Source organism: Dactylosporangium sp. NPDC049742 (assembly GCF_040674675.1).
Taxonomy (GTDB): Bacteria; Actinomycetota; Actinomycetes; order Mycobacteriales; family Micromonosporaceae; genus Dactylosporangium; species Dactylosporangium maewongense.
On the sequence record NZ_JBFANF010000146.1, the window covers coordinates 1 to 6,059 of the forward strand.

A 6,059-nucleotide genomic window follows, 5' to 3' on the forward strand; every position below is an offset into this window, starting at 1 on the left:
GCCGCGTCGACCGCCCTCGTGCAGCACCTTGCCGGCGCCGTGCCCGCCAAGCTGCTCGTGACGGCCCGGCCCGAGGCGATGGACGCCCCGGCGCTGCGTGCGCTGCGGGCCCGGCCGACGCTGCAGCGGGTCTCGATCGGCCCGCTGCGACCGGCGGCGGTCGACGCGCTGATCCGCGCCGCGCTCGGCGGCCCGGTCGACCGGCTCACCCTCGGCCGCCTCGCCGGCATCACCGGCGGAAACCCGCTGTTCCTGCGCCATCTCGTCGACGCCGGGCTCGCCGCGGGGCAGCTGCGCCCGGTCGACGGGGTGTGGCGCTGGCACGGCACGATCTGCTCCCACCAGGGCCTGCGCGACCTCGTCGCCGACGTCCTGCGCCGCCTCGACACGCAGGAGCGCGCCGCGCTGCGGTACGTGGCGCACGGCGAGCCGATGTGCGCCGACGCGCTGGAGACGCTGGCACCGCTGCCGGTCCTGGAAGCGCTGGAGCGGCGGCAGCTGATCCGGGTCGACCGCTCCGCCCACGGGCTGTTGGTGCGCTGCGGCCACCCGCTGTACGGCGAGCTGATGCGGGCCACCGCCACGGCCCGGGAGCGCCGGGAGGTCTACCGGCGGCTGGCCGAGGCGGTCGACGCGGCCGGCATGCCCGGCCCCGGCGCGCACCTGCGGTCCGTGCTGTGGCGCCTGGCGGCCAAGGAGCGGGTGCCCGTGCCGCACATCCTGCGCGCCGCCCGTGACGCCCTGGACCGCGGCGACGCGGTCCGGGCCGAGTCCCTCGCGCGCAGCGCCGGCGCGGCCGGGGTGGAGGTGCTGGCCGGTGCGCTCGTCGCCCAGGACAAGGCGGTCGCGGCCGAGGTCCTGCTCGACGGGGAGCACGAGCACCTGCCGGCGGCCGACCGCGCCGGCCTGGCGGCGCTGCGCGCCCTCAACCTGTTCTGGGGCCTGCGCCGGCCGGAGCTGGCCGCCGCGGTCGTCGACCGGGCCCGCCGGACCCTGCCCGCGGAGCAGCGCGACGACCCGCGGCTCGGTGTGGCCGCCCTGGCGCTGTCCGTGTTCGGTGCCGGCCACGGCGACGGGACCCTGCTCGACGGCGTCACCGACAGCGTCGTCGGCGGCGCCGCGTCGGCGATCCGCGCGTACGCCGCGGTCTTCGCCGGCGCCCCGGCCCGGGTCGTCGCCGGGTTCCGGGACGGCGACCTGGCGGCGCCCCGAGCGTGGGCGTCGATGCGCGGCGCGGCCGCCGCCTGTCACGTCCATGCGCTCGCCATGGCCGGCGAGCTGCCCGCCGCGCTGTCCACCGGGCGCGCGTACCACCGGGCGGCGCTGACCCGCGGCGCCGCGTCGGAGGTGGCGATGCTGTCGCTGGAGCTGGGGGTCTGCGAGGTGTGGGCCGGACGGCCGGCGCGTGCGCTGCCGTACCTGCGGGAGGCCCGGGCCCTCGTCGACGAGCACACCCCGTTCCCCATCCAGACGTACGTGTTCAGCGAGTACGCCGCCTGCCAGGCCGCGCTCGGCCGCGGCGCGGCGGCCGCCTCGGCGGTGCGATACATGCGCGCGCGATTACCGTCCGGTTCGGTGCTCACCGGGCACCTCGACATGGCGGAGGCGCGGTGCCGGGCCCACGCCGGTGACGCCATCGGCGGCGCCCGGCTCGCCGCGGCGCTCGGCGAGCGGTACCTCGCTCTGAACCGGCTCACCAGCGCCGCCGACAGCCTGTACCTGGCCGGTCGGTTACGGCCGGGTGCCTCGGTGGCCGCGGCGTTGCGGCTGGCCGCGGACCGCGCCGACAGCCCGCTGTTCGTGCTCTTCGCCGACCACGTCGAGGCGCTGGTGCGACGCGACTCGGACCGGCTCGCCGCCGCCTGCGAAGGCCTGGCCGGGCTGGGCTACGTGGCGGTCGCGCTGGAGGCCGCGGCATCCGGCGTCCGGCTGGAGGGGACGGTGCGCGACAGCAGGTTCCGGCCGTTGCTCGCGACGCTGGGGGAGCGGTGCGAGGGCTTCGTGCCGCCGTGGGCGGAGGGTGTCGCCCGGCCGGCCGCGCTGACGGGCCGGGAACGCCAGATCGCCGACCTGGCCGCCACCGGCCTGCCCAACGACGCCATCGCCCAGCAGCTGCGGCTGTCGGTGCGGACCGTCGGCAACCACCTCTACCGCGTGTACCGCAAGCTCGGCGTGACCGGCCGCGACGGCCTCGCCCGGGTGCTGGCCGCGCCCGCGTCCCGGACGGCCGCCGGATGACCACCGGCCGGGACGGGGCACGGTCCTTACGCGCTGAGTGCGGTGACTTCGGTGATGCTGGCCCAGCCGTTGCCTTCGGCGTTGTTCCACCAGGCGTACTTCACGTAGCGGGCTTGGCGGGCGGGGAACCCGGTGACTTCGGGCTGGAGTGTGGTGCCGCTGCTGCGGCCTTCCCAGGCCTTCACGTAGGTCACGTTGTCGACCGATGTGTAGATGGTGTAGTCGTTCCAGCGCAGGTTCCCCCGGTGCCACGCGACGCCGGCGCCGCAGATGGTGCGCTGGGTGCCGAGGTCGACGGTGAGGTAGGCGCCGAAGCCGTAGCCGGACCAGCGGGTGGTCAGGTTGCCGTCGACGGCGTTCTGCGGTGGGTTGACGGCCTCGTAGGTGCTGGCCGACACCCCGGCCACCGGCTGCGCACGGTTGCACGTGGCCCGAGGGTCGATCTCCCGGACGCTGAGGCGGGTCACGTCGACGTCGGAGGCGAGATCCCACCGGAGCGTCGCGATCGGCCCGCCCCAGCGGACCACCTCGTCGCGGGTGCCACCGCAGCGGTTGTCCTCGTCGATCGCCCAGCCGCCCTGGTCGTCGTAGGACGCGACCGCGGTCCAGGTGTTGGTGTTGGAACGGTCCAGGTACGTCTCCATCCGCACCCCGGTGGGGGTGTTGAACATGACGGCCTTGAAGCCGACGAGCTTGCCCTGCACCGATGCTCCGGAGTGCTGCCAGGAGCCGCTGGCGTAGCCGTCACCGCCGTCGTGGAACAGCTCCTTCTGCCACCGCGTGGCGCCGTCGCGGTAGCGCAGGTTCGCCTTGTACGCCGTACCCCAGCAGGTCTGCGGGGTGTCGCCGTTTCCGGTGTGCCGGGCGCCGCGGGCGTACCAGGTGAACTCCTCATTGGTGTCGGAGGTCTTGTTGAGCCGGACGTAGCCGGTGAGCTCCACGTCGCGCCAGTCGGACGCGTCGTGCTGATACCCCACCCTGCGCAGCGTCGGCTGCGACCACACCAGGTCGTCCTCGTCGTCGTGGTCGTAGGTGGCGCTCAACACGCCCAGTCTGGTGTCCGGCTCGGTCACCTTGAAGGTGCCGTCCGGGTTGCGCTTGAGCGACGGACCGTCGAGCTGATCGTCGGCGGCCGGGTTGTCGTCGAGTCGCCACTCCTGCCCGCCGGCCTTCGTCGGGTACATCATGGCGACGCCGTCGACGTCGTTGCCGATCGCGGTCGCGGCTGCCGCGGGCCCGGCCGCCGCCGCGGTGAGCACGGTCGTGGCGGCCAGCGCCAGGACGGTCATCCCGAGCAGCGCCCGGCGCCCCGGTGCGGGTGCGCGGTCGGGTCCGGGTCTGGATCGGGGTGCGGTTGTGGGCATGGGTACGGCCTCCGTTCGGGTGGGCTACACGACGCGACACCTGCGCACCGTGCCTTCACCGTCGTCCCGGCGGCGGGCGCCGGTCATGAGCGATCCGTACTCAATCGCCGTGCCGCACTGCCGGGGAGACTCCGGTGACCACGGCGGCCGAGGTGTCCGCGGCCGTGGAGCGCTGGCCGCTCGTGGGCCGCGCGGACATCGCCCGGCGCGCCGTCGAACTGCTGCGGCGGTCCTCCGCCGTGGTGGTCACCGGCGAGGCCGGACTGGGCAAGTCGCGACTGGCCCGGGTGGTCCTCGACCGTTGCGGCACGGGCGGCGCGCTCGTCGCCCGTACTGCCGCCACCGCCTCCCCGGTCGCCCCGCCGGCCGTTGCGGCACTGCTCGCGGACGCCGGCGCCGGCTCCTCCCTGGCCGAGGCGCCGTCGGTCGCCGCTGCGGCGCGGGCGCTGCGCGCGCTCGCCGGGGGCCGCCCGGCGGTTCTCGGCGTCGACGACGCGGACCGCCTGACCCCGGCGGACGCCGCGCTCGTCCACGAACTGGCCGAGCGGACCGGCGCTGGCCTGCTGCTCACGGCGCGACCCGACGCCGGTGCCGGCCCGCGCTGGTGGCAGCGGCGACCGGTCGTGGAGCTGCCGCTGCGGCCGTTGCCGTTGCGGGCCACGGAGGCCCTGCTCACCGGTGCGCTGGGCGGCCCGGTCGACGGGATGACGGTTCGCGGGCTGTGGCGCGCGGCGCGGGGCAACCCGCTCGTGCTGCGCCGGCTGGTCGATGTCGGGCTCACCTGCGGCCGGCTCGTCGCCGTCCGGGACGTGTGGTCCTGGCGCGGTGCGGTCGGCGATCCCCGTCGCTGGCGCGACCTGGTGGCGGTGGACGCGGAGCTGTTGCCGGACGGCGGCTCCGAGGTGCTGGAGTACCTGGCGGTGGCGGGACCGCTGCCCGAGGCGGTCCTGCGCGCGGTGGTCGCCGGTCCCGCGCTCGACGCGCTCGTCAGCGCCGGGCGGGTCGTGCGGACGACCGGCGCCGCGGGCACGGTACTGCGCCCGGCGCACCCGCTGCAGGTGGAGGGCGTCCTGCCGTCCGTCGGGTCACTGCGCCGCCGCCGGCTCTTCCGCGACCTCGTGCGGGCCGCCGACCCGGCGGACGGCGACCGGCCCAGAGAACCGCTGCAGGCGTGGTGGCGGCTGGAGGCGGCCGAGCCCGTCCCGCCGGCCACACTGCTGGCCGCGGCCGGGGCCGCGCTCGGCACCGGGCGTCCGGCGCTCGCTGCCCGGCTGGCCCGGCACGTGCCCGGCCGCGACGGCGCCCTGCTGCACGCCGAGGCGCTGGTGGCGCTGGGCCGGGCCGGTGCGGCCGAGCGGATCCTGTGCCGGCTGTGCCTCGACCGGCCCGACGATCCGCGCGCCGCGGCCACCCGCGTGCTGAACCTCTTCTGGGGACTGTCGCGCACCGACGAGGCGGCGGCCGAGGTCGAGCGGGCCCGGCAGCATGTGCCACGCCCCGACGGCTCGGTGGAGCTCACGATCGCCGCACAGGCCGTCGCGCTCTTCACCGGCGGAGCCGGGACGCCGGTCGACGCGCGGGGCGGCGGGCCGCTGATCCGGGACGTCGCCGAGGCGCTGCGGACCTACCTGTTGACCTTCCGCGGGCGACCGGGACAGGTGTGCACCGAGCGCGACCCGGAACCGGCGCCGGCGGTCTGGACGGCGGTCCGCATGTCGACCCGGGCCTGCCAGGCGTATGCGCTGGTCCTGACCGGCCGGCTCGGCGAGGGGCTCGCGCTGGCCCGGCGGCACTACGCGGGGGCGCTGCGGCGGTCCTGCGTCGAGGAGGCCGCAGTGGCCGCGTACGCCGTCGGCGTCGCCGAGTGGTGGTCTGGCCGGCCGGCGCGGGCACTGCCGGCGCTGCGCGAGGCGTACGCGCTGGCGGACGAGCGGACGCCGTTCCCGGTGCGGGTGTTCATCGCCGGGCAGTACGCGGTGTGCCTGGCCGCGCTCGGCGAGGCGGACCGGGCCGGCCGGATCCTCGCCGCGCTCGACGACCGGGTGGCCCCGGGCAGCACGCTGTGCGACCGGGTCGAGCTGGACCGGGTGCTCGTCCTCGCCTACGGCGGCCGGCATGCCCACGCCGCCGACCGCGCCGACCGGCTGGCCGAGCGGTACCTCGCCGCGGGCCGGCTCACGACCGGCGTCGAGTGCGCGTACCTGCACGTCCGGCTGGCACCCGCCCGGTCCGCGGCGGCCGTCCGGCGGCTGCGGGACGCCGCCGCCCGCTGCGACAGCCCGCTGTTCGACCTGTTCGCCGAGCACGCCGAGGCGTTGCTGCGCGGCCGGGCGGCGCCGCTGCTGCGGGTGGCGGACCGGTTCGACGCGCTCGGGTACCACGGCTTCGCCCTCGAGGCCGCCGCCGCGGCCGCCCCCCGCCCCGCCCCGCCCGCGGCGGCCCGTCGAAGGCGAACGC

Annotated in this window: 3 protein-coding genes; 2 read left to right on the top strand and 1 reads right to left on the bottom strand. The window is 76.9% G+C overall.

Annotated elements, in window-relative coordinates; genetic code table 11:
• Positions 1 to 2,238: LuxR C-terminal-related transcriptional regulator (locus AB0J72_RS58720; RefSeq protein ID WP_363417949.1), on the top strand; the 2,238-nt coding region annotated here is incomplete at its 5' end.
• Positions 2,239 to 2,264: 26 nt separating this feature from the next.
• Here the strand turns inward: AB0J72_RS58720 and AB0J72_RS58725 are convergent.
• The gene (locus AB0J72_RS58725; RefSeq protein ID WP_363417952.1) at positions 2,265 to 3,527 is read right to left on the bottom strand and encodes a discoidin domain-containing protein; all 1,263 of its coding nucleotides are present in this window, start codon (positions 3,525 to 3,527) and stop codon (positions 2,265 to 2,267) included.
• 209 nt (positions 3,528 to 3,736) lie between these two features.
• Between AB0J72_RS58725 and AB0J72_RS58730 the strand changes: the two genes are divergently transcribed.
• Positions 3,737 to 6,059: AAA family ATPase (locus AB0J72_RS58730; protein ID WP_363417955.1), on the top strand; the 2,323-nt coding region annotated here is incomplete at its 3' end.

Coding starts and splice junctions, on each gene's coding strand:
- AB0J72_RS58725 (WP_363417952.1), bottom strand. CDS start 3,527: ATGACCGTCCTGGCGCTGGCCGCCACGACCGTGCTCACCGCGGCGGCG.